This window comes from Methylobacterium sp. V23 (genome assembly GCF_002917135.1).
Classification (GTDB): Bacteria; Pseudomonadota; Alphaproteobacteria; order Rhizobiales; family Beijerinckiaceae; genus Methylobacterium.
The window spans coordinates 83,426-105,143 of sequence record NZ_PDHT01000006.1 but is presented as its reverse complement, the minus strand read 5'-3'; the positions used below and the strand labels follow the sequence as shown (position 1 = coordinate 105,143).

Sequence of the window (21,718 nt, the reverse complement as noted above, 5' to 3'; positions counted from 1 at the left end):
CCGGATTCCGAGGGTGGCCCTAGGCGGATCGGGCCGTGAACAGGCGGAAGGCTTCCAGGGTCTCGGCGCTGACGTGATGCTCGATGCCCTCGGCGTCGCGGCGGGCGATCTCGGGGCTCACCCCGAGCGCGCAGAGGAACTGCTCGACGATCCGGTGGCGCTCGCGGCTCTGCACGGCCAGGGCCTGCCCGGCTTCCGTGAGGAAAACGCCCCGATAGGGGCGCTGCTGCACGAGGCCGTCCTCGGCGAGGCGCTTCAGCATCTTGGCGACCGTCGGCTGGGCCACGCCGAGGCGCGCGGCAATATCCACCTGCCGCGCCTCGCCGCCATCGCCGATCAGGTCGGCGATGAGCTCCACGTAATCCTCCACGAGTTCCAGCCGGCGGGCCTCGCGGGCCTGCCGGAAGCTCTCCACGTGGACGTCGGGATCGACCAGGGAGGTGTCGGGCGCGGAGGACGTCGAATCCTGCATGTGGCCGGCGAACTCCCCCGAACGATGGTGCTCCCGAATGGGGGCCCAAGCCGGTTTGTACCGAAGCCGCGCCCCGGATGGGAGCCCCCGGGGTCCGAAAGCCGCCTCAACCGCGCAGGTGGGCCACAAAATCCCGCGTGAACCGGGGCAGATCGGCCAGCGAGCGCAGGCAGATTGTGAGGTCGCGGAGGGCCCAGGCATCCTCCAGGGGCACGATCGCGAGGGCCATGGTGCGGGCGGCCCGGGCCGCGGTGGTCTCGGGCACGATGCCGAGCCCGACATCGCAGGCGACCAGCCGGCAGATCGCGTCGAAGCTGCGCAATTGCACGCGGAGGCGCATCGGCGGCCGGCCGGTGCGCGCGGCCTTGTCGGCGAGGAAGCGGGTGAGGGCGCTGGTCCGGTCCAGGCCGACCAGGGGATGCTCGATCACCTCCGCGAAGGCGACGGAGGCCCGCGCCGCCAGGGGGTGCGCGGTGGCCGCCACCATGACGAAGCGGTCCTGCCGGAACGGATAGGTCTCCAGGGCGCCGGTATCGACGGTGCCGGCGACGATGCCGAGATCGGCCGAGCCTTCGGCCACCAGCCCGACGATCTCGTCCGAGGTCCGCTCCTCGATGTCGACGCTGACGCCGGTCTGGCGGGCCAGGAAGGCACTCAGGACCTCGGGCAGGAATTCGGTGAGGGCGTTGGTGTTCGAGACGAGGCGGATCTGGCCGACCGTACCGCCCGAGAAGGCGGCGAGGTCCTCCTGCATCCGCTCGATCCGGTCGAGGAGCCCACGGGCATGGGCGAGGAGCGACCGCCCCGCGGGCGTCGGCACCACGCCCTGGCGCCCCCGCGTCAGCAGCGCGGCCCCGAGGGTCTCCTCCATGGCGCGGATGCGCACGGAGGCGGCGGCGAGGGCGAGGTTGGCGCGCGCCGCGCCGTGGGTGATCGAGCCCGCCTCGACCACGTGCCGGAACAGCGAGAGATCGACCAGATCGAAGCGCATCATCGGCTGTGCGGCTCCCTCCGCATGGTGATCTTCGTCGGAGCGTCAGGACTTCCTTAACCCTGTGCGCGCATCGTGCCCGCATGGTGGTCCGTCGTCGCGTCCGTGCTGTTCTGATGCCCCTCGGCCTCTACGCCGTGTCGGGCCTCGTCGTGGGCTTCTTCGTGCATCAGGCCGAGAGCGGCAACCGCGGCCTCGAGGCCAAGCGCGCCCTCAAGGTCCAGGCCCGGGCGCTCAACCAGGAGCTCAACGCCGCCAAGGCGGACCGGGCGATCTGGGAACACCGGGTTGCCCTCCTGCGCAGCGACCAGATCGATCGCGATCTGCTGGAGGAGCGCGCCCGCGTCATGCTCGGCCGTGTCCACGCCAACGACGTGGTGATCATCGATCCCTGAGCGGTCGCGGAACCGCGAAACCTTTCGCCTGCGCAGGCGCTTCGTCGCTGACAACTTCCCGCTTCTGTCGGGTCGGCGGCCTCGCTTTCACTCCGGGCGTGCCCTAGAACCCCGGGTGAACAGATGGTCCCGGGGAGTTGCCGATGGATGCCGCGAAGGATGCAGGCCAAGCCGCCTCCGACACAAGCCGGGCGGAGGCTCAGCGATCCGGGGGGGCGATGCCCACGGGCGCGGCCGAGACCCACGCGCCGGCCCCGAACGCGCCGCAGTTCACCCGCGAGGAAGACCTCCACGCCTATCACGAGATGCTGCTGATCCGGCGCTTCGAGGAGAAGGCCGGTCAGCTCTACGGCATGGGCCTGATCGGCGGCTTCTGCCACCTCTATATCGGCCAGGAAGCCGTCGTCATCGGCATGCAGATGGCCTCGGTCGACGGCGACCAGGTGATCACCGGTTATCGCGACCACGGCCACATGCTCGCCTGCGGCATGGATCCAAAGGGCGTGATGGCCGAGCTCACCGGTCGCCGCGGCGGCTACAGCCGCGGCAAGGGCGGCTCGATGCACATGTTCTCCCGCGAGAAGCAGTTCTTCGGCGGGCACGGCATCGTCGGCGCCCAGGTCAGCCTCGGCACCGGCCTGGCCTTCGCCGACGCCTACAAGAAGAACGGCAATGTCAGCCTGACCTACATGGGTGACGGCGCGGCCAACCAGGGCCAGGTCTACGAGAGCTTCAACATGGCGCAGCTGTGGAAGCTGCCCGTGGTCTACGTGATCGAGAACAACCGCTACGCCATGGGCACCTCGGTAGCCCGCGCCTCCGCGCAGACCGACTTCTCCAAACGTGGCATCTCCTTCGGCATTCCCGGCGAGCAGGTGGATGGCATGGACGTCCGCACCGTGCGGGAGGCCGCGACCCGGGCGATCGAGCACGCCCGCTCGGGCGAGGGCCCCTACATCCTCGAGATGCAGACCTACCGCTACCGCGGCCACTCGATGTCCGACCCGGCCAAGTACCGGACGAAGGACGAGGTCTCGAAGATGCGCGAGGAGCACGATCCGATCGAGATGGTGCGCAAGCGCCTGATCGAGATGCACGGGGTGCCCGAGGCCGAGCTCAAGGCCACCGACGCAAAGGTGCGCGAGACCGTGAACGAATCCGCCGAGTTCGCGACGCACGATCCGGAGCCGGATCCCGCCGAGCTGTGGACCGATATCCTGCTGGAAGCCCGCGCCTGACCCCTCTCCTGTGCCGGAGACGGGGGCCGCACGCCGCGCCCGCGGCCGCGTCCCTGCCTTCGAAGGGCTGACCGCCTCATCCTCGATCGACGAGTATTTCATGGCGACCGACATCCTGATGCCCGCCCTCTCCCCGACCATGGAAGAGGGCAAGCTCTCGAAGTGGCTGAAGAAGGCGGGTGATCCGGTCAAATCCGGCGACGTGCTGGCCGAGATCGAGACCGACAAGGCGACCATGGAGGTCGAGGCCATCGATGAGGGCGTGCTCGCCAAGATCCTCGTCGAGGAGGGCACCGAGGGCGTGAAGGTCAACACGCCGATCGCCATCATCGCCGCCGAGGGCGAGGACGTTTCGGCCGCCGCCGCAGGTGGCGGCGCTTCGAAGCCTGAGGCTTCCGCTCAGCCCGCTCCGGCGCCCGACATGCAGGCCGAAGGCCAGGCCGACACGCCGGCCCCCAGCGCCAAGACCGGCGACGACGCGCCGAAGGCCCCGGCCGCCCCCGCTACCATCACCAACAAGGCGCCCGCGCCCGTGATGGAGGAATTCCCCGAGGGCACCGAGATGGTCTCCACGACCGTCCGGGAAGCCCTGCGCGATGCCATGGCCGAGGAGATGCGCAAGGACGACGCCGTCTTCGTGATGGGTGAGGAGGTCGCCGAATACCAGGGCGCCTACAAGATCACGCAAGGGCTGCTGCAGGAGTTCGGCGCCCGCCGGGTGGTCGACACCCCGATCACCGAGCACGGCTTCGCCGGCATCGGCGTCGGCGCCGCCTTCACGGGCCTGCGCCCCATCGTCGAGTTCATGACCTTCAACTTCGCCATGCAGGCGATCGACCACATCATCAACTCGGCGGCCAAGACCCTCTACATGTCCGGCGGCCAGCTCGGCTGCCCGATCGTGTTCCGCGGTCCCAACGGCGCGGCCGCCCGCGTCGGTGCCCAGCACAGCCACGACTACTCGGCCTGGTACTCCAACGTGCCCGGCCTGAAGGTCATCGCGCCCTACACCGCATCGGATGCCAAGGGCCTGCTCAAGGCGGCCATCCGCGACCCCAACCCGATCATCTTCCTCGAGAACGAGATCCTCTACGGCCAAACCTTCCCGGTGCCGAAGCTCGACGACTTCGTGCTGCCCATCGGCAAGGCACGAATCCACCGCCCCGGCACCGACGTGACCATCGTGTCGTTCTCCATCGGCATGACCTACGCCCTGAAGGCAGCGCAGGCGCTGGCGGAGGAGGGCATCGAGGCCGAGGTGATCGATCTCCGGACTTTGCGCCCGATGGACACCGACACGGTGGTGGAATCGGTGAAGAAGACCGGCCGTTGCGTCACCGTGGAGGAAGGCTTCCCGCAATCGGGCATCGGCGCCGAGATCTCGGCCCGCCTGATGGTCGATGCCTTCGACTACCTCGACGCCCCCGTCCTGCGCGTCACCGGCAAGGACGTGCCGATGCCCTACGCCGCCAATCTCGAGAAGCTGGCGCTTCCCAACGTCGCCGAGGTGATCGAGGCCGTGAAGGCGGTCTGCTACCGCTGAGGGCCGCGCGCGTTCACCTCCCACTCTCCCCGGCCCGGGGAGAGATCGGAGACGAGATGATGACCGACAAATTCGAAGAACTGTCCGCCCCACCGGATGCCATCGAGAACGGTGGCATCAAGGTCCTTCGCGCCAGCGTCGTCGACGGGGCCGTGAGCATCGCCCTGCGGCGCTCCTTCGACGACGCGGCCACCTGGGGCCGCCTCCTCGCCGACCTCGCCCGCCAGGCGGCGCGGGTCTACGCGTTGGAGACCGAGATGCCGGAGGAAGACGCCTTCGCGCGCATCCGTGCCGGCTTCGAACGTGCCGGCTTCGAAGCCGAGAGCCTCGACCCCGACGCGCCGATTCTGAACTGACCGCCGCTCCCCCGATATCGCCCGCTGACGATCAGGATTTTTCCCCATGCCGATCAACGTCCTGATGCCCGCCCTGTCGCCCACGATGGAGAAGGGCAACCTCGCCAAGTGGCTGAAGAAGGAAGGGGACGCGGTGAAATCCGGCGACGTGCTCGCCGAGATCGAGACCGACAAGGCGACCATGGAGGTCGAGGCCATCGACGAGGGCGTGCTCGCCAAGATCCTGGTGGCCGAGGGCACCGCCGACGTGCCGGTGAACGACCTCATCGCCATCATCGCGGCGGACGGCGAGGACCCGACCAGCGTCCAGGCCCCCGGCGGTGATGCGGCGCCGAAGACGGAAGCGCCTCAGGCCGAGGCCAAGCCCGCGGCACCCGCCGAGAATGCCACGCCCGGCGGCGGAACGATGTCCTACGCCCGCGTCAACGAGGCTCCCGACGGTGCGACGCCCGCGGGAGGCACGCGTGCGAGCGCGAGCACCGGCGCCGCGCCCTCGGCCGAGGGCGGACGCGTCTTCGCCTCGCCGCTGGCCCGCCGCATCGCCAAGCAGGAGGGCGTCGAGCTCGCGGCGGTGATGGGCTCCGGTCCCCGCGGCCGGGTGATCGAGCGCGATGTCCGCGCGGCGCTGGCAGACGGCACCGGCAAGGCTGCCTCAGCCCCCGCGGCGAAGCCCGCCGAGGCCCCGCAGGCGGCGCCCGCCCAGGCCGCACCGACCTCCGCCAAGGCAGCGGCACCCGCCGGCCTCACCGCGGACCAAGTGCGCGGCTTCTACCCGAAGGGCACCTTCGAGGAGGTGCCCCTCGACGGCATGCGCAAGACCATCGCCAAGCGCCTGACCGAGGCGATGCAGGTGGCACCGCACTTCTACCTCACGGTGGATTGCGAACTCGACGCGCTGATGGCCCTACGCGAGCAGCTCAACAAGAGCGCGGGCACAACCAAGGACGGCAAGCCGCTGTTCAAGCTCTCGGTGAACGACTTCGTCATCAAGGCGATGGGCCTCGCCCTGATGCGGGTGCCGACGGCCAATGCCGTCTGGGCCGAGGATCGGATCCTGCGCTTCGACAACGCCGAGGTCGGCGTGGCGGTGGCCATCGACGGTGGCCTGTACACGCCCGTGATCCGCCGGGCCGACCAGAAGACGCTCTCCACCATCTCCAACGAGATGAAAGACTTCGCCGCGCGGGCGCGGGCCAAGAAGTTGAAGCCCGAGGAATACCAGGGCGGCGTCACGTCGGTCTCGAACCTCGGCATGTTCGGCATCAAGCACTTCACGGCGGTGATCAACCCGCCCCAATCCTCGATCCTCGCCGTGGGCGCCGGCGAGAAGCGCATCGTGGTGCGCGACGGCGCTCCGGCCGTCGCCCAGGTGATGACAACCACCCTGTCCTGCGACCACCGCGTCCTCGACGGGGCGCTGGGCGCCGAGCTGATCTCGGCCTTCAAAGCGCTGATCGAGAACCCCATGGGGATGCTGGTCTGACCGGAGCGCGTTGACCCGTCCCCGAGCCCGGCAAGTCCCCACACCCGGCCCCTCCCCAGATCCGGGAGGGCAGCAGGAGCCCTCACATGGCCGACACCTATGACATCCTCATCATCGGCGCCGGCCCCGGGGGCTATGTGGCGGCGATCCGGGCGGCGCAGCTCGGCTTCAAGACCGCCGTGGTCGACCGCGAACATCTCGGTGGCATCTGCCTGAACTGGGGCTGCATCCCCACCAAGGCGCTGCTGCGCTCGGCCGAGATCTACCACTACATGCAGCACGCCGCCGATTACGGCCTGTCGGCCGAGAAGGTCGGCTTCGACACGGCCGCCATCGTCAAGCGCTCGCGCGGGGTCTCGACTCGGCTGAACGGCGGCGTCGGCATGCTGCTGAAGAAGAACAAGGTCGACGTGATCTGGGGCGAGGCGACCATCACGGCGGCCGCCAAGGGCAACCGGCCGGGCGAGGTGACCGTGACGGAAACCGCCCGCGCGCCGGCCCCGAAGGGCGCCCTGGCGGCGGGATCCTACACCGCCAAGCACATCATCGTCGCCACGGGCGCGCGGCCCCGCGCGATCCCGGGCATCGAGCCCGACAAGAAGCAGATCTGGACCTACTACGAGGCCATGGTGCCGGAGACGATGCCCAAAAGCCTTCTCGTCATGGGCTCGGGCGCCATCGGCATCGAGTTCGCCTCGTTCTACCGCACCATGGGCGCCGAGGTCACGGTGATCGAGCTCCTGCCGCAGATCCTGCCCGTGGAGGATGCCGAGATCGCCGGCCTCGCCCGCAAGCGCTTCGAGAAGCAGGGCATCAAGATCCTCACCGGCGCCAAGGTGACGAAGGTGGAGAAATCGACCGACGCCGTCACGGCGACGATCGAGACGGGGGACGGCAAGACCCAGCAGCTGACGGCGGAGAAGCTGATCTCCGCGGTGGGCGTCGTCGGCAACATCGAGGGTATCGGCCTCGACAAGCTCGGCGTCGCCATTGAACGCGGCATCGTGGTCACCGACGGCCTCGGCCGCACCAACGTGCCTGGCGTCTACGCCATCGGGGACGTCGCCGGGCCGCCCATGCTCGCCCACAAGGCCGAGCACGAGGGCGTGCTCTGCGTGGAGACGATCAAGGGCCTGCACACCCACGCCATGGACAAGGCCAAGATCCCCGGCTGCACCTACTGCCAGCCGCAGATCGCCTCAGTGGGCCTCACCGAGGCCAAGGCCAAGGAACTGGGCTTTGCCGTGAAGGTCGGCCGCTTCCCCTTCGCAGGCAATGGCAAGGCCATCGCCCTCGGCGAGCCGGACGGCCTCGTGAAGACCGTGTTCGACGCCAAGACGGGCCAGCTCCTCGGCGCCCACATGGTCGGCGCCGAAGTCACCGAGCTGATCCAGGGCTACGTCGTCGCCATGAACCTGGAGACCACCGAGGAAGACCTGATGCACACGGTCTTCCCGCACCCGACGCTCAGCGAGATGATGCACGAGAGCGTGCTGGATGCGTATGGGAAGGTGATCCACACCTGATCCGGCGCCGCAGCCCGGGCGGCAAGGCGGCGATGTCGCTGACAGCCGAACGCCCGGCTTGAAAGCCGCTTGCCGGACTGGCACCTGAGCGCCCGTCGACGGGAACGGTTGGCGTGGCGCGGGGAGGAAGACCTACGATGGACGGACACGTGTACGGCGCCCTGGGGCAGCCCGGCGTCGGGTTGCTCATGGCGATCGTCATCGGGGCGCTGGCGGGATGGCTCGCCGAGCGGTTCACCGCGGCGAATATGGGTCTCATCGCCAATATCGTGATGGGCATTCTCGGGGGCCTGCTGGGCAACTACCTCGCCCACAAGTTCCACATTCCGATCTTCGGGTTCTGGCGCAACCTGATCTCGGCGACGCTCGGCGCCATCCTCATCATCACGATCTACCGGGCGGTGGCCGGCCGCCGGTATTGAGCCGGCGGCGCTGCTGACGAACGACGGCCCCTGTCGCGCCGTTCCGCCGCGGCGGGTTTGCGGTCGGAGGCGTCACACCTTAAGTCCGGGACACGCGCCGGCGTCTCGCGGGCGAATCCCGTGGATTGTCATGGCCGTCGTCCTCGACCTCCTTCGCAACGATCAGCGCCCGCGCCACCCCGAGAAGGCGCACCGGCCCGATAAGCCGATCCAGCGCAAGCCGGACTGGATCCGCGTGAAGGCACCCGGTTCCAAGGGCTGGGAGGACACCCGCAAGATCGTCCACGAGCACGGCCTCGTCACGGTCTGCGAGGAAGCCGGCTGCCCGAACATCGGTGAGTGCTGGGAGAAGAAGCACGCCACCTTCATGATCATGGGCGACACCTGCACGCGGGCCTGCGCCTTCTGCAACGTGCGCACCGGCCTGCCGGAGGGCCTCGACGCGGGCGAACCCGACAAGGTTGCGGATTCCGTCGCCAAGCTCGGCCTCCACCACGTGGTCATCACCTCGGTCGACCGCGACGATCTCGCAGACGGCGGCGCCGAGCACTTCGCCCGCACCATCCGGGCGATCCGCGCGCGCAGCCCCGCCACCACCATCGAGGTGCTGACCCCGGACTTCCTGCGGAAAGCCGGGGCCCTCGAGGTCGTGGTCGCGGCCCGGCCCGACGTATTCAACCACAACATGGAAACCGTGCCGGGCAACTACCTCACAGTCCGCCCCGGCGCGCGCTACTTCCACTCGGTGCGCCTGCTGCAGCGGGTGAAGGAGCTCGACCCGACCATCTTCACCAAATCCGGCATCATGGTCGGCCTCGGCGAGGAGCGGAACGAAGTGGTCCAGCTCATGGACGACCTGCGCTCGGCCGATGTCGACTTCCTCACCATCGGCCAGTACCTCCAGCCCACCAAGAAGCACCACGAGGTGGTGCGCTTCGTGCCGCCGGACGAATTCAAGGGTCTGGAGACCACCGCCTACACCAAGGGCTTCCTCCTCGTCTCGGCGACGCCCCTGACCCGCTCCTCCCATCACGCCGGAGAGGATTTCGCAAAGCTGAAGGCGGCCCGTCTCGCCCGCATCGCCAACGCCTAGAGTCTCGATGCCCTCATTCCGGATCAACCGCGCGGTGCGGCACTCACCGCGTCAGATGTACGACCTCGTGGCCGACGTGGAGCGCTACCCGGACTTCCTGCCCCTCTGCGAATCCCTGCGAGTCCTCCGGCGTCAGCCGGGAGCGGACGGCACGGAGGTGCTCGTGGCCGAGATGGGGGTCGGCTACAAGGCGATCCGTGAGCGCTTCACCACGCGCGTCACCCTGGATCCCGAGAACCGGCGCATCGTCGCCGAGTACATCGACGGCCCGTTCCGCCACCTCGAGAACCGCTGGGTCTTCAAGGAGGCCGAGGGCGGTGGCTGCACGGTCGACTTCTTCATCACTTACGAGTTCAAGAGCCGGACGCTCGGGATGCTCATGGGCACGATGTTCGACCGCGCCTTCCGCAAGTTCACCGACGCCTTCGAGGCACGGGCGAACCGGGTCTACGGCGCGGCCTGATCCCGCCGAGATCCACGATCACGCCGCCACCACACCACCGGCCTGACGCTCGAACAAGGCACGATAGCGTCCCTCCGGGCGAACCCGCAGATCGTCGTGGGTGCCGTCCTCGACGATGCGACCGCCGTCGAAGACAAGGATGCGGTCGAGAGACCGCACGGTGGAGAGCCGGTGCGCGATCACGATGGCCGTGCGCCCGCGCATCAGCCGCTCCATCGCCTCCTGGATCAGCGCCTCCGATTCCGAGTCGAGGCTGGACGTGGCCTCGTCGAGGATGAGGATCGGCGCGTCGGCCAGGAAGGCGCGGGCCAGCGCCACGCGCTGGCGTTCGCCGCCCGAGAGCTTGACGCCGCGCTCGCCCACCAGGGTGGCGTAGCCCTGGGGCAAGCGGGCGATGAAGTCGTGCGCATTGGCGAGGCGCGCCGCGCGGGCGATCTCATCCGCGGAGGCCCCCGGTCGCGCATAGGCGATGTTCTCCGCCAGGGACCGGTGGAACAGGACCGGCTCCTGCGGCACGATGGCGATGTGCGCGCGCAGGGACGCCTGCGTCACACCGGCAACGTCCTGCCCGTCGATGCAGACGCGGCCGCCGGTGACATCGTAGAGGCGCTGCACCAGCTTGACGAAGGTCGTCTTCCCGGAGCCCGAGCGGCCGACGAGGCCGACCCGCTGCCCGGCGGGGATCTGCAGGGAGAGGTCGCGGTAGAGCGGCGTCGCGTGTCCCGCATAGTGGAAGGTGACGCGGTCGAAGCGCAGGTCGCCGCGCTGTGCGACCAGCGCCGCGGCATCTGGCCGGTCCGCCACGCCGTAGGGTTCGACCTCGAGGGCGACGAGTTCCTCCATCTCGTTCACGCCCCGCTGCACCCGATTGATGTGACCGCCGATGTCCCGCAGGTAGCCGTGCACCACGAAGTAGGTGGTCAGCACGTAGGCCACGTCGCCGGGGGTTGCCGCCCCCGTCCACCACAGCCACAGGGCCGTGCCGACGATCGCCGTGCGCAGCAGGAGCAGCAGCGCGAACTGCGCCGTGATGCTCCAGGTGATCCGCATCCAGGTGCGGTGCGTCCGTCGGTTCCACTTGCCGAGGAGCCGCGCGAGACGCGCATCCTCGCGGGCCTCGGCACCGAAGGCTTTCACCACCGCGTTGGCCCCGACGGCATCGCTCAGGGCGCCGCCGAGCCGGGAATCCCACACGTTCGAGAGCTGCGCCGCCGGCGCGATGATCCGCGTGGCCAGGGTCACGACGATACCGAGATAAACCAGTGAGCCGAGGCCGATCACCAGCCCCATCACGGGCCATTGCAGGCCGAGGAGCAGCATGGTGCCGACGAGCACCACGAAAGCCGGCAGCAGTTCCAGCAACAGCGTGTCGTTCAGCCCCTCGAGGGCCCACATCCCCCGAGAGACTTTGCGCACGGTGGAGCCCGAGAAGCTGTTGGCGTGCCAGTCGGTGGAAAGGCGCTGGACCCGGTGGAAACCCGCCTGCGCCACGGCCTGCATGGTCGAGAGGGTCAGCGGCACCACCAGCGACCAGGCCACGTGGCGTAGCCCCAGGGTGACGAGCCCCAGGGCACCCATCGCCGCGAAAGCGACGAGGGCATCCCAGCGGGCCGCCGCGCGGTCGACGGCCGAGAGCGCATCGACCAGCCGGCCGGCGAACAGGGGCAGGAACACGTCGGCCAGAGTCGAGCCGACGATCGCCGCGACGACGCCGCCGAGGAGGGGGAGTCGGCTGCGCCATTGGCGGACGAGGAACGCGAGGACGGCCCGATAGGCCTCCGCGCCTTTGAGGCGGTCGAGGATCATGGACGCGATCACGGCGCGGGACGTGCGCCGACTCCGTGGACGGCACGGGCGCCGCAGCGACCGGCCTGAGAAGGAAGAGGACGAGACGGGGACGCGATGGCGCGCTCAGGCGCGCGGCGACGTCAGACCGGCAGGCGCACGCGGCGCGGGCGGGCCGGGGCGGCGAACGATACCGATATCATGCAGCCTCCCCATGGGTTCGCGGTCGAACGCGGCGCGAATGCCCCGCGAGCCGTACCCTCTCAGGCGAGCGTGTCGGTTTCAAGACGTCGGTGCGAGGACCGATTCGAGGAGGCCCATCGCATCGCCCACCGCCTGACGGCGGATCTCGGTGCGGCCGAGATCGCCGTAGCGCCGCTCCAGGTGACGGACAGCGCCACCCGCGGCAGCGAGGCCGAAATGCACGAGGCCGACCGGTTTGTCGGCGCTGCCGCCACCGGGTCCGGCGATGCCGGTGATCGCGACGGCGACGCTGGTGCGGGCCTGCGCGAGGGCGCCCTCGGCCATGGCCCGGGCCACCGGCAAACTCACTGCGCCGTGGGCGGCGATGAGGTCGGCCGGTACGCCGATGCTCTCCGACTTCGCCGCGTTCGAGTAGGTGACGAAGCCGCGCTCCACCACGGCCGAGGAGCCAGGGATCGCGGTGAGCAGCCCGGCGACGAGGCCGCCGGTGCAGGATTCGGCCGTGGCGACCGTCAGCCCCGCCGCTGCGTAGGCGGCGACGAGCGCCTCCGCCCGGGCCAGCAGGGCGGGATCGTCGATCACGAGCGGCGCTCGGCCGTCTCGTCGGCGGCGTCGAGTTCGGCCGTCACCTCGGGCAGCCGCACGGTGGCGGCGGCCTGCGCGGCGAGGCCCTCGGCGCGACCGACGAAGCCGAGCTTCTCGGTGGTGGTCGCCTTGATCGAGACGGAACTCAGCGGCACGCCCGCGATCTCGGCGATGCGGGCGCGGATGGCGTCGCGATGGGCGCCGATGCGGGGGGCCTCAGCCAGGACGGTGATATCCAGGTGGTCGATCTTTCCGCCGCGCTCCCGCACCAGGTCCACCGCATGGGCGAGGAAGCGGTCGGACGCGGCGCCGCGCCACTGCTCGTCGCTCGGCGGGAAGTGGGTGCCGATGTCGCCGTCGGCGATCGCGCCCAGGAGCGCATCGGTGAGGGCGTGGAGGGCGACGTCGCCGTCCGAGTGCGCGAGGACGCCACGGTCGGCGGGGATCTTCACGCCGCCGAGCCAGACATGGTCGCCGTCCGTGAAGGCGTGGACATCGAAGCCGGTGCCGAGGCGGGTGACGTAGGTGGTCATGGGATGAGCCTCGCTCTGGGCGGTTGGGTGTTGGCCGGAGAAGCCGCGATCGGCCTCGATCAGGTCGGCCGGCTGGGTGATCTTGCGATTGCGCGGGTCGCCCTCGAAGACGACGACGGCCAGGCCGGCCCACTCGGCGAGGGCTCCGTCGTCGGTAAAGGCGTGCAGGTCGGCCTCGGCCGCGCGGCGATGGGCGTCGCGCAAGGGCCCGTAGGCGAAGGATTGGGGCGTCTGCACGGCGCGCAGGCCCTCGCGCTGCGGCGTCTCGCGGACCCGACCCGTGCCGTCGCCGAGGTCCTCCACCACCTTGATCGTGTCGGTCACCGCAATGCCCGGAACGGCGGCGCGGTGGTCACGCCCCGCCTTGAGGGCGCGTTCGATCAGGGCCACGTCCACGTGCGGACGGGCGGCGTCGTGAACGAGAACGAGGTCCGGTGCGTCGGCGCCGTCCAGGGCCTCGAGTCCGGCACGGACCGATTGCTGGCGGGTCGCGCCGCCGGGCACGGGCTCAGCAAGCTTGCCCCGGGTGGCGGCGTCAAGGTCGTCGAGGCAGGCCCGATAGAAGTCGGCGGCGTCCGGCGCGATCACGGGCTGGATGCGGGCGATGCCCGGATGGGCCGCGAGGGCCGCCAATGTCCGGGTCAACACGGCCTGACCGCCGACGCGGCGGTACTGCTTCGGGGTGTCGCCCCCGATGCGGATGCCGCGACCGGCGGCGACGACCACCGCTGCCGCATTCCACGCGGTGCCGGACATGCGTATGCTCCCGCGCTTCGGGGGTGTGAGATTCCGCGCACCCGCCAGTCACCGCGCGTCCGCGATGCGAAGGCCTCGGCGACCCACCGATGGGCGGTTTGTCGTTTAAGCGCGGGAGAAGCTGAAATCAAATCCGTCAAATCGCTTGCGCCCCGGGCGGTTTTGTCTATTTGTTGAGCACAATGTGCGCTGATGATTATTTGAGCTTTCTCCTTCGGACGGAGACCGATGGCGGCCCCGCAGCTCGGGGTGGCACGAGGCCTGTACCGGTTCTTCTGGCGCCGCTGTCCGGCGTCACCGATCTGCATGTGCGACGCATCGCGCGACGCCTGGGGGCGAGCGCGGTCGTCTCCGAGATGGTGGCCGCCGCCGAACTCGCCCGCGGCGACCAGGAAGCTCAGCTGCGCGCCGAGGGCAGCGGCGTCGATCCGCACATCGTTCAGCTCGCCGGCTGTGCGCCGGAGCCGATGGCGGAAGCCGCGCGCATCGCCGAGGCGAACGGGGCGGACGTGATCGACATCAACATGGGGTGTCCGGCCAAGGTCGTGACCGGCGTCGCCTCGGGCTCGGCGCTGATGCGCGACATCGAGGGGGCGACCCGCATCCTCGCCGCGGTGCGAGGAGCCGTGCAGATCCCCGTCACGGTGAAGATGCGCCTCGGCTGGGACCACGCCAATCTCAACGCCCCGGACCTGGCGCGCCGGGCCGAAGGACTCGGGCTGAACGCCGTGACGGTGCATGGCCGGACCCGGCAGCAATTTTACAAGGACCAAGCCGATTGGGGCGCGATCCGCGCCGTCGTCGAGGCGGTGGCGATCCCCGTCATCGCGAACGGCGACATCGCCACCCTGGCCCAGGCGCAAACCTGCCTCGCGCGCTCCGGCGCCGCCGGCCTGATGGTCGGGCGGGCGGCGGTGGGTCGGCCCTGGCTCGTCGGCGCCCTCGCGGCCGGTCTCGCGGGCCGAGCCGTCCCCGTGCTGTCGGGAGCCGAGAAGGCCGCCCTGGCGGTGGAACATTACCAGGGGCTCCTCGCCCTCTACGGCCTGTGCATGGGCGTGCGCCACGCCCGCAAGCACTTGGCAGCCTATGCGGAGGCCGGCGGCGGCCTCTCGGCCGAGGACCGGATGCGTCTCCTCACCACCACGGACCCGGCAATCGCCGCCGCGCTCCTGGCCCAAGCCTTCGGCGAAAACATCGGCGAGGACATGGGCGAGGACATCGGCGAGGCGCTGCCGCACGCCATCGGGGAGGCCGCATGAGCTCGGACAAGCCGATATCGGGCCGTAGCAGCGCACCGCGACCCGACGCCATTCCGACCAACGAGGCGGTGATCAACGCCCTGCCGCTGCCGGTCCTGACGGTTGGGGCGGACGACCACATCCTCCACGTCAACCATGCTGGCGAGACCTTCTTCGACCATTCCGCCCGACTGATGCAGCGGCGGCGTCTCTCGGACATCATCCCCTTCGCCTCGCCGATCATCGCCCTGGTGGCGGAGGTGCGGCGCCGCCGCGCGAGCGTCAGCGAGTACGGAGTGGAGCTGGTGCAGCCGCGCTCGGGCCTGGAGCGCAGCGTCGACGTCTTCGCGACGCCGCTGGGCGACGACGAGGAGGCCGTGGTCCTGATGCTCCAGGAACGCACCATCGCCGACAAGATGAACCGCCAGCTGACGCACCGGGGCGCCGCCCGCTCCATGGTGGCGCTGGGCGCCATGCTGGCCCACGAGATCAAGAACCCCCTCGCGGGCATCCGCGGCGCGGCCCAGCTTCTCGAGCAGTCAGGCAATGAGGACGACCGTCTCCTGACCCGGCTGATCTGCGATGAATCCGACCGGATCGTGCGCATCGTCGAGCGCATGGAGCTGTTCGGCGACGAGCGCCCGGTGGAGCGCGGCTCGGTCAACGTGCACGGTGTGCTCGACCAGGTGAAGCGCTCGGCGCAGTCGGGGTTCGCCCGCCACATCCGCTTCGTCGAGACCTACGATCCATCCCTGCCACCCGTGCTGGGCAACCGCGATCAGCTCGTGCAGGTGATCCTGAACCTCGTGAAGAACGCCTCCGAGGCCATCGGTGCCGACGCGGTCGACGGGGAAATCACGCTGTCGACGGCCTTCCGCACCGGCCTGCGCCTGCAGGTCCCCGGCTCGCGTGAGCGCGTCAGCCTGCCGATCGAGGTGGCGGTACGGGACAACGGCCCCGGCGTCTCGGCAGACCTGCTGCCCGACCTGTTCGATCCCTTCGTCACCACGAAGGCGCAGGGCTCCGGCCTCGGACTTGCATTGGTCGCCAAGATCATCGGCGACCATGGTGGAATCGTCGAGTGCGATCCGGTCCCCCGCCGAACCACCTTCCGCCTTCTTCTCCCCATGTCGAGCGCCCGCGACGGGCGCGAATCGTCCGCGGAACTGTAGAGTCGCGTCATGCCCAACGGACACATCATCGTCGCAGATGACGACGCCGCCATCCGCACCGTCCTCAACCAGGCGCTGTCGCGGGCTGGGTACGAGGTCCGCTCGACCGGCAACTGCGCCACCCTCTGGCGCTGGGTCGCCGAGGGCGCGGGGGACCTCGTCATCACCGACGTGGTGATGCCCGACGAGAACGTCTTCGACCTGCTGCCGCGCATCAAGCGCGTGCGGCCGGAGCTGCCGATCATCGTCATGAGTGCGCAGAACACCTTCATGACGGCGATCCGCGCTTCCGAGCGCGGGGCCTACGAGTACCTGCCCAAGCCCTTCGACCTGAAGGAGCTGATCGCCATCGTTGGGCGCGCCCTGTCCCGCCCACGCGGCACCGCGCCCACCGGGACGGACCCGGGCAACGAGGACATCCCCCTGGTCGGACGCTCGCCGGCCATGCAGGAGATCTACCGGGCCCTGGCCCGGCTGATGCCGACCGATCTCACCGTGATGATCACCGGCGAGTCCGGCACCGGCAAGGAGCTGGTGGCCCGGGCCCTGCACGATTACGGCCGGCGCCGGACCGGCCCGTTCGTGCCCGTGAACATGGCCGCCATCCCGCGCGACCTCATCGAATCCGAGTTGTTCGGCCACGAGAAGGGGGCGTTTACAGGGGCACTGTCGCGCTCGGCCGGCCGGTTCGAGCAGGCCGAGGGCGGTACGCTGTTCCTCGACGAGATCGGCGACATGCCGATGGAGGCGCAGACCCGCCTCCTGCGCGTGCTGCAGCAGGGCGAGTACACCACCGTCGGCGGCCGGGTTCCGATCAAGACCAATGTCCGCATCATCGCGGCGACGAACAAGGACCTGCGGGTCTCGATCCAGCAGGGTATCTTCCGCGAGGACCTGTTCTTCCGCCTGAACGTGGTACCCCTGCGCCTGCCCGCCCTGCGCGAGCGCTCCGAGGACGTGCCTGACCTCATCCGCCACTTCTTCATCCTGGTGGAGCGCGAGGGCCTGAGCCGCAAGCAGCTCGACGGCGAAGCGATGGAGCGATTGAAGCGCTATCGCTGGCCCGGCAATGTCCGCGAGTTGGAGAACCTCGTCCGGCGGCTTGCCGCGCTCTACCCGCAGGAGACGATCACCGGACCGGTCATCGAGGCCGAACTCGACACCCTGCCGTTGGCGCAGAACCAGCCGTCCGGCGCTACCGGCGCCCGCAAGGCGGGGGGCGAGGCCGAGACCCTGTCGGGGGCGGTGGAGCGCCACCTCGCTGAGTATTTCGGTGGGTATCGCGATACGCTGCCTCCGCCGGGCCTGTATCACCGGATCCTGCGCGAGATCGAAGGGCCACTGATCGGCGCGGCCCTCGCCGCCACGCGCGGCAACCAGATCCGGGCGGCGGAGCTGCTGGGCGTGAACCGCAACACCCTGCGCAAGAAGGTCCGCGACCTCGACCTGCAGGTCTTCCGCAACGCGCGGTGACCGTCGCGGGCGACGCCGAGGCGTGCGTGTCAGGGCTGTTCCACTTCAGCGAAGATCCGGCGATCCGGGTCTTCGTCCCGCGGCCCGTCCGGGTCGCCATCGATCGCGGCCCGGACCGCGCCTGGCTGAACGACCCCCTGGTCTGGGCGATCGATGCCGTTCACAGTCGGCTCTACCTCTTCCCGCGCGACTGCCCCCGGATCGTGATCTGGCCGACTGGTGAGACCTCGCCGAAGGACCGGCGGACCTGGTTCGGTGATGTCACGGGCCGGGCCGTCGCCTATGTGGAGGAGGCCTGGATGGACCGGATCCGATCGGGAACGCTCCACCGCTATGGCATGCCGCCGGAGACCTTCGAGGCCATCGGCGAGCCGGGAGCCTGGGTCTCGCGCTATTCCGTCGTTCCCTCAGGCCGCGACACGCTCAAGGATCTGCCCGGCGCGATGGCCGCGGAGGGTCTGGAACTCCGCGCCCTGCCGCGCCTCACCCCCCTCGCACCGGTCTGGCGATCGACGCTCCAGGCCAGCGGTCTGCGCCTGCGCAATGCGCGGGACTGGGTGACGCCGGCCGGCGGCCCACCGAGGCCGTACGCGGTCTCGGATACCAAACCGGCGCCGCAACGGCAGCGCCGGCTCTGACGGGCTCAGACCTGCGTCTCGCGCAGCATCTCCGGCCGTACCGTCAGGAGGATGACCAGCCCTCCGGCCGCCATCGCCGCGGCGATCAGCCAGAAACCGAGGGTCAGGCTGCCCGTGCTGGTCTTGATCCAGCCGAGGACGAAGGGGCTGACGAAGCCGCCGGTCAGGCCCAGGCTGTTGATCAAGGCGATCCCCCCGGCGGCGGCCGACCCTTTGATGTAACCGGTGGGGATCGACCAGAACAACGGCATCGTGGTGATGATGCCGAGCGCCGCCAGGGTGATGAAGACGAAGGACAGCACCACGCTTCCGCTCGAATAGATCAAGCCGATCAGCGCCAGGGCCGAACCGAAAGCTGTCAGCGCCAGGTGCCAGCGCCGCTCCAGGGTCCGGTCCGAGTGGGCCCCAATGACCACCATGCCGACAGCGGTTATCCCGTAAGGGATCGCGGCCAGGAGGCCGATCTGGAGCGGGTTCGCGTAGCCCATTTCCTTGATCATCGTCGGCAGCCAGAAGGTGATCAGGTAGGTGCCGGCGATGAAGCAGAAATAGGCGAAGGACAGGACGTAGATCCGGGGATCCCGGAAGGCGGCGAAGAAGGCGTGCAGACCGTGCGGCTCCGCATCGGAGCCGTTCCGCTCCAGGGCGAGGTTCTGGCGGATCAGGGCCTTCTCATCGGAGGAGAGCCACTTCGCCGTGTCGGGTTTGTCGTCGAGGTAAAGGAAGATCACCAGCCCGAGGAGGGTGGTGGGCAGGCCCTCGAGGACGAACATCCACTGCCAGCCCTTCAGACCCCAGATCCCCGCCATGTCGTTCATGATCCAACCGGAGATCGGGCCGCCGAGGGCGCCGGCGACGGCGATACCGCTCATGAAGATGGCGATGATGCGCGCCCGGTACGCGCCGGGATACCAGTAGGTGAAATACAGGATGATCCCCGGGAAGAAGCCGGCCTCGAAGACGCCAGGAGAAAGCGCAGGCCATAGAAGGCCCAGGGCGCGTGGACGAAGGCCATGAGGGCGGAGACCATGCCCCAGATGACCATGATCCGGGTGATCGTCCTCCGGGCTCCGATCTTTTCGAGAAGCAGATTGCTCGGCACTTCGAACGCGAAGTAGCCGAGGAAGAAGATCCCGGCTCCGAGCCCGTAAACCGCGTCGCTGAACCCGAGATCGCTTTTCATCTGGAGCTGGGCGAAGCCGACGTTGATCCGGTCCAGATATGCCAGGACGTAGCAGACGAACAGGATGGGAACCAGTCGCCAGGTAATTTTGGCATAGACGTCCGCCGGTTTCGATGAGATCCGGTCACTCACCTCATGATCGGTATCGAGAGCTGTTGCATGCATGACTTTTCCTCCAACGATTTTTCATTTTTGATTCTTGTATGAATGCTGATTTTTACGGTCTGACCGTAAGCTTTCCCGCGGCCGATACACTGATCGACTCCGGCCGGCGTGCACCTGGGCGCAGGCATGCTGTCCCATGACGCAAGGCGGATCGCGGGGCGGACGGCCGCGCAGCCGTCACGCCCGGTCTGTGCAGGCCGACCCATCGTCGATCCGCTCGCATCGGGCCGTCACCGCCTTCGCAGGCGGCCGGTCCCAGCTGGATGTCCCGGCGACCCTTGAGGCCTCGAAGGCGTGAGCGAGCCCTTCGGCGCCCGTGCGCCGACCGTTGCGAAGGATCCAAGTGGTTCGTGGGATCGATGGCGGCGGCGCGGCCGAACCGTCAGCGCAGGAAGCGATCGGCGTAACTCGCGCCGAGGCCAATCCGCTCGTAGTGCTGACGAACGTTCTCGAGCTTGGTGAAGACGTCCTCGTAGCCCAGGGGTTTGCCGTAGGGATCCACGTAGACGTAGCCGCCGGTGACATGGAAGAGTGTCGCCATCTCGGTCACGTCCTCGGGCACCACCAGCGTGTGGGTCTCCCCCGGCGGCTCGAAGGCGTAGTCCCCGGCGGTCGCCACCCAGTCATGCTCGAGGTAGTGCCACTTCCCGCGCAGCGTCAGGGCATGCACCGGCCCGTTGTGGCGGTGGCGGGACAGGATGCCGGATGAGCGGACGCGCAGGATATTGACGTAGTAGCCCTGGCTCACGCTGAGGACGAGCGGCTTGAACGCGACATCGTCGGACTGGGGGATCCAGTGACGCTCGTCGGTGTCAAGATCGAGGGCCCCTCCGATGAAGATGTCGTCCATCATGCCGGTGGGTTGGGGCAGCTGGAAGGCGATCTTGCTGGTATCCAGCCGGGGCTTTTCCATCATGGCGACCTGCGGCCGGACCTGATCGAGAACGGTCATCCTGAACTCCGGATTGCTTGGCTTCGGTCCGGAGATAATGTGCCGAATACTGGCCTCGGATCTATGCAGCTGGATTCAGAGTTCCTATGACCACGGTTCACAGATGAGGCGGACCGCAACGTGGAGTTCAAGGATCTGGCGACCTTCGTGAGGGTCGCCGAGGAGGGCGATTTTTCGGCGGCGGCACGTAGCCTGGGCCTGACGCCCTCGGGGGTCAGCAAGACGATCGCGCGCCTCGAAGATGGCCTTGGCCGGCGCCTGCTGCAGCGCTCCTCGCGCGCGATGCGCTTGACGCCGGAGGGCGAGAACTTCCTGGAGGCGGCTCGCCGGGTTCTCGGCGCGGTGGAGGAGGCAAAAGCCATCGGCTCCGCGATCCCGGCCGGCACGCTGCGGATCCGGTGCGTGCCGACCTTTGCGCGCTACCAACTCGCCCCAATCATCCCGGCGTTCCGTCGCCTCTACCCGCGCCTGCGCATCGCGTTCGTTCTCAGCAACGAGCGAACCGCATCCCTGGACGATCAGGCGGATGTGGCGATCGCGAGTGGCGACCTTCCGAATTCGAGCCTGATTGCCCGGCGCATCGCCAGCAGCCGCTGGGTCATCTGCGCGTCTCCCGCGTATCTCGCCGAGCGGGGTTCCCCGGCATCGCCGGCGGATCTCGAACGTCACGAGTGCCTCAACTTTTCGATGCAGACGAAATGGAATTCGTGGTCGTCGGTCGTTGGCACACCCAACGCCGAGGGCGGCATCGTGGCCAATCAGGGCGACATGCTGCTGGCCCTGGCGCGAGCGGGAGCCGGGATCGTACGCCTCGCCGAGTTCCATATCAGCGAAGACCTGCGGTCCGGACGCCTCGTTCAGCTCTTCCCGGACGAGCAGGATCAGACCGAGGAGCCGATCTACGTCCTTTACCAGGAGCGGCGGAACCTCAGCCCGCGGATCCGGGCGTTCGTCGATTTCGTGGAACGCGCCTTCGCGGACACGCCGTGGCGGTACGGGTCCCGTCCGGCCTGAGCGGCCCGCGGGACGGCCATCCTGGGGGGTCGCGGGCG

The 21,718-nt window shown here is 69.0% G+C and carries 20 protein-coding genes and 1 pseudogene; 14 read left to right on the top strand and 7 right to left on the bottom strand.

From position 1 onward, the window contains the following. Positions 1–19: 19 nt before the first annotated feature. Positions 20–472 (bottom strand): manganese-binding transcriptional regulator MntR, encoded by a 453-nt coding sequence (gene mntR / locus CRT23_RS08110; RefSeq protein WP_055953004.1) that lies wholly within the window; start codon positions 470–472, stop codon positions 20–22. 106 nt (positions 473–578) lie between these two features. Beyond that, entirely contained in the window at positions 579–1,466 is an 888-nt protein-coding gene (locus CRT23_RS08105) for a LysR substrate-binding domain-containing protein (RefSeq protein WP_245436049.1), read from the bottom strand. 80 nt (positions 1,467–1,546) lie between these two features. Between CRT23_RS08105 and CRT23_RS08100 the strand changes: the two genes are divergently transcribed. The 9 genes from CRT23_RS08100 to CRT23_RS08060 all read left to right on the top strand — a co-directional run bounded on the left by CRT23_RS08100 (position 1,547) and on the right by CRT23_RS08060 (position 9,982). Further along, positions 1,547–1,858 carry a septum formation initiator family protein gene (locus CRT23_RS08100; RefSeq protein ID WP_055953008.1) on the top strand — a complete coding sequence of 104 codons (312 nt, stop codon included), beginning with the start codon at positions 1,547–1,549 and terminating at the stop codon, positions 1,856–1,858. Between the two features lie 143 nt (positions 1,859–2,001). Further along, entirely contained in the window at positions 2,002–3,096 is a 1,095-nt protein-coding gene (gene pdhA / locus CRT23_RS08095) for a pyruvate dehydrogenase (acetyl-transferring) E1 component subunit alpha (RefSeq protein ID WP_103709286.1), read from the top strand. A gap of 100 nt (positions 3,097–3,196) precedes the next feature. Further along, a complete protein-coding gene (locus CRT23_RS08090) occupies positions 3,197–4,639 on the top strand; it encodes a pyruvate dehydrogenase complex E1 component subunit beta (RefSeq protein ID WP_103709363.1) in 1,443 nt (480 codons plus the stop codon). Between the two features lie 59 nt (positions 4,640–4,698). Then, a complete protein-coding gene (locus CRT23_RS08085; RefSeq protein ID WP_103709362.1) occupies positions 4,699–4,995 on the top strand; it encodes a DUF5076 domain-containing protein in 297 nt (98 codons plus the stop codon). A 46-nt stretch (positions 4,996–5,041) separates the two neighbouring features. Beyond that, positions 5,042–6,478, top strand: coding sequence for a pyruvate dehydrogenase complex dihydrolipoamide acetyltransferase (locus tag CRT23_RS08080; RefSeq protein WP_103709285.1), 1,437 nt, complete (start codon positions 5,042–5,044; stop codon positions 6,476–6,478). An 86-nt stretch (positions 6,479–6,564) separates the two neighbouring features. Then, entirely contained in the window at positions 6,565–8,004 is a 1,440-nt protein-coding gene (lpdA, locus tag CRT23_RS08075) for a dihydrolipoyl dehydrogenase (protein ID WP_103709284.1), read from the top strand. 137 nt (positions 8,005–8,141) lie between these two features. Further along, on the top strand, positions 8,142–8,426 hold the full coding sequence (locus tag CRT23_RS08070) for a GlsB/YeaQ/YmgE family stress response membrane protein (protein WP_103709283.1): 285 nt from the start codon (positions 8,142–8,144) through the stop codon (positions 8,424–8,426). Positions 8,427–8,556: 130 nt separating this feature from the next. Continuing rightward, a complete protein-coding gene (lipA, locus tag CRT23_RS08065; protein WP_055953027.1) occupies positions 8,557–9,519 on the top strand; it encodes a lipoyl synthase in 963 nt (320 codons plus the stop codon). A 7-nt stretch (positions 9,520–9,526) separates the two neighbouring features. After that, positions 9,527–9,982: a type II toxin-antitoxin system RatA family toxin gene (locus tag CRT23_RS08060; RefSeq protein ID WP_055953030.1), complete on the top strand. Its 456-nt coding sequence runs from the start codon at positions 9,527–9,529 to the stop codon at positions 9,980–9,982. Between the two features lie 18 nt (positions 9,983–10,000). Here CRT23_RS08060 and CRT23_RS08055 read toward each other — a convergent pair whose 3' ends face one another. The 3 genes from CRT23_RS08055 to CRT23_RS08045 form a co-directional block, all read right to left on the bottom strand. Next, positions 10,001–11,788 carry an ABC transporter ATP-binding protein gene (locus tag CRT23_RS08055; RefSeq protein ID WP_103709282.1) on the bottom strand — a complete coding sequence of 596 codons (1,788 nt, stop codon included), beginning with the start codon at positions 11,786–11,788 and terminating at the stop codon, positions 10,001–10,003. Positions 11,789–12,049: 261 nt separating this feature from the next. Further along, positions 12,050–12,553, bottom strand: a complete 504-nt coding sequence (locus CRT23_RS08050; protein WP_103709281.1) for a CinA family protein — start codon at positions 12,551–12,553, stop codon at positions 12,050–12,052. Beyond that, positions 12,550–13,845 carry a bifunctional 2-C-methyl-D-erythritol 4-phosphate cytidylyltransferase/2-C-methyl-D-erythritol 2,4-cyclodiphosphate synthase gene (locus tag CRT23_RS08045; RefSeq protein WP_103709280.1) on the bottom strand — a complete coding sequence of 432 codons (1,296 nt, stop codon included), beginning with the start codon at positions 13,843–13,845 and terminating at the stop codon, positions 12,550–12,552. Before CRT23_RS08045 ends, CRT23_RS08050 begins: the two co-directional genes overlap by 4 nt. A gap of 182 nt (positions 13,846–14,027) precedes the next feature. Between CRT23_RS08045 and dusB the strand changes: the two genes are divergently transcribed. From dusB to CRT23_RS08025, 4 genes are read left to right on the top strand one after another with little or no spacing between them, the layout of a single operon-like run. After that, positions 14,028–15,104 (top strand): tRNA dihydrouridine synthase DusB, encoded by a 1,077-nt coding sequence (gene dusB, locus CRT23_RS08040; RefSeq protein WP_103709279.1) that lies wholly within the window; start codon positions 14,028–14,030, stop codon positions 15,102–15,104. Then, complete coding sequence (locus CRT23_RS08035) at positions 15,101–16,255, top strand: ATP-binding protein (RefSeq protein WP_245436047.1); 1,155 nt, start codon at positions 15,101–15,103, stop codon at positions 16,253–16,255. The genes dusB and CRT23_RS08035 overlap by 4 nt, the downstream gene beginning before the upstream one ends. A 9-nt stretch (positions 16,256–16,264) precedes the next feature. Further along, entirely contained in the window at positions 16,265–17,728 is a 1,464-nt protein-coding gene (gene ntrC / locus CRT23_RS08030) for a nitrogen regulation protein NR(I) (RefSeq protein WP_103709278.1), read from the top strand. A 26-nt stretch (positions 17,729–17,754) separates the two neighbouring features. Continuing rightward, the gene (locus CRT23_RS08025; RefSeq protein WP_103709361.1) at positions 17,755–18,366 is read left to right on the top strand and encodes a DUF6886 family protein; all 612 of its coding nucleotides are present in this window, start codon (positions 17,755–17,757) and stop codon (positions 18,364–18,366) included. A gap of 5 nt (positions 18,367–18,371) precedes the next feature. Here CRT23_RS08025 and CRT23_RS08020 read toward each other — a convergent pair. Together CRT23_RS08020 and CRT23_RS08015 are read right to left on the bottom strand one after the other, a co-directional pair. Further along, positions 18,372–19,714: pseudogene (locus CRT23_RS08020) on the bottom strand (MFS transporter). A 382-nt stretch (positions 19,715–20,096) separates the two neighbouring features. Beyond that, on the bottom strand, positions 20,097–20,567 hold the full coding sequence (locus CRT23_RS08015; RefSeq protein WP_103709360.1) for a 2,4'-dihydroxyacetophenone dioxygenase family protein: 471 nt from the start codon (positions 20,565–20,567) through the stop codon (positions 20,097–20,099). Between the two features lie 219 nt (positions 20,568–20,786). Between CRT23_RS08015 and CRT23_RS08010 the strand changes: the two genes are divergently transcribed. Beyond that, the gene (locus CRT23_RS08010) at positions 20,787–21,680 is read left to right on the top strand and encodes a LysR family transcriptional regulator (protein WP_103709277.1); all 894 of its coding nucleotides are present in this window, start codon (positions 20,787–20,789) and stop codon (positions 21,678–21,680) included. Positions 21,681–21,718: the final 38 nt, after the last annotated feature.

Bases quoted from the DNA above. Each gene is read 5' to 3' on its own strand.
- mntR (WP_055953004.1), bottom strand. From the start codon at position 472: ATGCAGGATTCGACGTCCTCCGCGCCCGACACCTCCCTGGTCGATCCC.
- CRT23_RS08105 (WP_245436049.1), bottom strand. From the start codon at position 1,466: ATGATGCGCTTCGATCTGGTCGATCTCTCGCTGTTCCGGCACGTGGTC.
- CRT23_RS08100 (WP_055953008.1), top strand. From the start codon at position 1,547: ATGGTGGTCCGTCGTCGCGTCCGTGCTGTTCTGATGCCCCTCGGCCTC.
- pdhA (WP_103709286.1), top strand. From the start codon at position 2,002: ATGGATGCCGCGAAGGATGCAGGCCAAGCCGCCTCCGACACAAGCCGG.
- CRT23_RS08090 (WP_103709363.1), top strand. From the start codon at position 3,197: ATGGCGACCGACATCCTGATGCCCGCCCTCTCCCCGACCATGGAAGAG.
- CRT23_RS08085 (WP_103709362.1), top strand. From the start codon at position 4,699: ATGACCGACAAATTCGAAGAACTGTCCGCCCCACCGGATGCCATCGAG.
- CRT23_RS08080 (WP_103709285.1), top strand. From the start codon at position 5,042: ATGCCGATCAACGTCCTGATGCCCGCCCTGTCGCCCACGATGGAGAAG.
- lpdA (WP_103709284.1), top strand. From the start codon at position 6,565: ATGGCCGACACCTATGACATCCTCATCATCGGCGCCGGCCCCGGGGGC.
- CRT23_RS08070 (WP_103709283.1), top strand. From the start codon at position 8,142: ATGGACGGACACGTGTACGGCGCCCTGGGGCAGCCCGGCGTCGGGTTG.
- lipA (WP_055953027.1), top strand. From the start codon at position 8,557: ATGGCCGTCGTCCTCGACCTCCTTCGCAACGATCAGCGCCCGCGCCAC.
- CRT23_RS08060 (WP_055953030.1), top strand. From the start codon at position 9,527: ATGCCCTCATTCCGGATCAACCGCGCGGTGCGGCACTCACCGCGTCAG.
- CRT23_RS08055 (WP_103709282.1), bottom strand. From the start codon at position 11,788: ATGATCCTCGACCGCCTCAAAGGCGCGGAGGCCTATCGGGCCGTCCTC.
- CRT23_RS08045 (WP_103709280.1), bottom strand. From the start codon at position 13,845: ATGTCCGGCACCGCGTGGAATGCGGCAGCGGTGGTCGTCGCCGCCGGT.
- dusB (WP_103709279.1), top strand. From the start codon at position 14,028: ATGTGCGCTGATGATTATTTGAGCTTTCTCCTTCGGACGGAGACCGAT.
- CRT23_RS08035 (WP_245436047.1), top strand. From the start codon at position 15,101: ATGAGCTCGGACAAGCCGATATCGGGCCGTAGCAGCGCACCGCGACCC.
- ntrC (WP_103709278.1), top strand. From the start codon at position 16,265: ATGCCCAACGGACACATCATCGTCGCAGATGACGACGCCGCCATCCGC.
- CRT23_RS08015 (WP_103709360.1), bottom strand. From the start codon at position 20,567: ATGATGGACGACATCTTCATCGGAGGGGCCCTCGATCTTGACACCGAC.